Raw genomic sequence first — 2,830 nt, forward strand, 5'->3', positions numbered from 1 at the left:
ACCGTCCGCACCCCTCTACTACCACCACCGCGAACAACCCACCCACTACCAGCACTTCAACCACGACCACACCAAACTGAGAGCCCCGGGCGAACGCGCCTTCGCCCGGCTGAAGTCCCGGCGGATCCTCCGACGAGCCAGATGCCCCACCCGCCGCATCAGCACCATCATCCAAGCCATCCACACACTGCTGACCTGCAGCTATTCAGGATGAAAGAGGCACACTGAGCTTGTTCAGCGGTGAGTCTCGAGGGTGAGGATGGTTTTGACGATTGACGTCATCCGGTGTGGGTTGCAGCGGGTTTGCGGAGGATCCGCCAGGTCTTGACCGACGCGATGGATCTCTCGACCGGCCGCCTGAGACGGGAGTGTGCCTGGTTGAGGCACTTGTGTTTGGGCGTGAGGTCTTTGCCGGGCGGTCGCCGGTGGGGAACGGCAACGATGTCGCCGGCACCCTGATAGCCGCGGTCGGCCAGGACGGGGATGCCCAGACGGATGCGGGTGGCGGTGGTCCGGTGCCGGCGGGCGGCTGTCAGGTCGTGCGTCCGGCCGGGCAGCGCCGGCGAGATCCACACGAGCGTGCCGTGCGGAGCGGTGACCACCTGCAGGTTCACCCCGTGCCGGCGGTGTTTTCCCGGGTAGTCCGCCCGGCCGTCACCGGACCGGTCGCACTCGGCGAGTGTCTTGTCCAGCAGCAGATAGCGGGCATCAGCCGGCCGTAGTGCCGCGGTCAGGCCGGGGGCGGTCCCGGCCAGGTGGCCGGTCACAGCGTGGACACAGGCGTGCGCGGTGCCCAGACTGATACCGAAGCCCGCCGCGAGCTGACGCGGGGTGTCGTTCCTGGCGCAGGTCCACAGAGCGGCCAGGGCACGTTCCGACGGCGATAGCCGGCATCGGCGGTCACCTTCCCGGGTGACGATAAGCATCGTGACCCACTCCACCAGGGCATGCGGGACATCGAGTACGGCACGATAAGGAACCACGAGGCCCCCGAGCCGAAGAGCTGCGGACGTCAGACATCCCGCTCAACAACTCGAGGGCCTCTTCCGTCACGACCCCAACCATCACCCGATCAGCGACCACACTGAACAGGCTCACTCTCCGCGTGCACCCCCACCACCCGCGCGATCTCGGCGCTCGGGCGTCCCTGCTCGAACAACTCCACCGCCCGCACACGACGCGCCTCCGCCAACTGAAGCCGAGACAAAGGAGGAACAGAAGAACCGGACACGGAAGACAAAGGCTTGTAGGGCACCAAGACAGACTCCCACCGACAAGCCCACGACACCCACCGAATCAACGGAAAGATCAGTAGCAGACGACGATGAGGGTGGTGAGGGCCTGGCAGGTGGCGGTATCTGTGTCGTTGGCCGTGTTGGGGTCGGTGGGGGCACTTGTGGTCCGACTTGCGGTGGCGGTCAGTGATCCGATGGTGAGGAGGCTGACCGGGGCCGTGCTGTACCCACGGTCGGCGGCGGAGCAAGCGCGCACATGTCCTGCTCTAGCAAACGTCGCCGGGACCAACGAGGAACGACGCGCAGTGACGTGTCGATTATCGCTGCGCGGTTATGCCCCGACAGGAATCCGGAAAACCTGTCCGGGGAAGATCAGGTCGGCGTCGATGATCTGGGCTGGATTGGCACGCACGATACGCCCGTAAAGTGACGGGTCGCCGTAATGGTAGTCGGCGATGGCCGACAGCGTTTCTCCGGGCGCTACCACATGCTCTCTGTAGCCTACGTAGCCCGGGACGATCCGGGGCCCGTAGATGACGGGAACAGTCACAACGTTGATCTCGCAGCCGTCTTCCTGACTGATCTCGAAGATCTGGACGAAAAGGCGGTCGAGCTCAAATGCTGCGCCGCTCACGTCGACTTCGAGCTGGAACTGACCGTGTTCGCCAGTTCCTCCTCCGACCATGAAGTGCCCGCTTACTTCGTCGTGGCCTTCCCCGATCCGGTAATGTAAGAGGGCCTCGAATCCAGTTCCGATCCCGGCAACCATGATCGGATTGCCGACCAGGTCAAGCTGTCGCGGCTGGTCGATCCGGTTCATGCAACCTCCAAAGTGGTCAGCTTATCTGAGTTATTCTCAGTTTCAGTGGTCTCTCTGCGGTGGTCAAATGCTGCCGGCAGGGACACCGGGACCGTGGTGCCCGAGCGACCGTCCATCAGACCGGCGTGGGAGCCATGTCAGCACGCCCCGCACCTCATGTGGGCCGACGAGTCGTCGGGGCAGAGGGCCCGGTAGCCGCTCTGGCCCTACGACCGGCCCTGCCTTTGACGGTGCGAGCCGCACGGCTGAGAACCAGTTCAGACACTCCCGCCAGGAGCGCTTTCACCCGGGCGAGTACGTCCTCAGGCTCTGCGCGCATAGCTCTCGACGTAGGCGATTCCTGATAGACAACGGCTACAGCGGCTTCACACTTCCTGACCTGCTCGCTTTCCCCAGCTTCGCTACGGCATCGGGCGGGTGGCCGAGCCCGTGGCCAGCACCAGCCTGCTCGAGGCCTCGGGTACGCCCGGATCTCCTCGCTGAAGGAAGCTTGCCCTGACCAGCCTGTGCCCGCGAGCGTCGTATCCAGGCGCTCGCCCTCAGTGCCGGTGCGCGCCTTCGCTGACACAGAGACACGCTGGTCAGGGACCGGTGCTGCAGCGTCAGTGGACGCCACCGCAATAGCGATCTCTCTCGCGGTGGAGGCCCTCGGTCCTGGGTGTCTCTATGTCTTTCGTCTTAGACCGTGTCCTATGTGGTGAGGCGGAGGAGTCGTTTGTAGCAGCAGATGGCTGCGGCGAGGCCGAGAAATGCCAGGTAGTTGCGGGAGTGGCGT

At 64.6% G+C, this 2,830-nt stretch carries 1 protein-coding gene and 2 pseudogenes; 1 reads left to right on the forward strand and 2 read right to left on the reverse strand.

The annotated features are described in order from the left end of the window. Window positions 1-214, forward strand: a pseudogene (locus tag ACZ6C1_RS38890) (IS5/IS1182 family transposase); the annotation flags it as partial. 20 nt (window positions 215-234) lie between these two features. On the opposite strand, the pseudogene ACZ6C1_RS38895 reads toward ACZ6C1_RS38890, so the two are convergent. Together ACZ6C1_RS38895 and ACZ6C1_RS38900 are read right to left on the reverse strand one after the other, a co-directional pair. Beyond that, window positions 235-983: pseudogene (locus tag ACZ6C1_RS38895) on the reverse strand (transposase family protein). Between the two features lie 583 nt (window positions 984-1,566). Beyond that, window positions 1,567-2,055, reverse strand: a complete 489-nt coding sequence (locus tag ACZ6C1_RS38900; RefSeq protein ID WP_469247742.1) for a Gmad2 immunoglobulin-like domain-containing protein — start codon at window positions 2,053-2,055, stop codon at window positions 1,567-1,569. Window positions 2,056-2,830 lie beyond the last annotated feature (775 nt).

Source organism: Streptomyces sp. NPDC041796 (assembly GCF_055590785.1).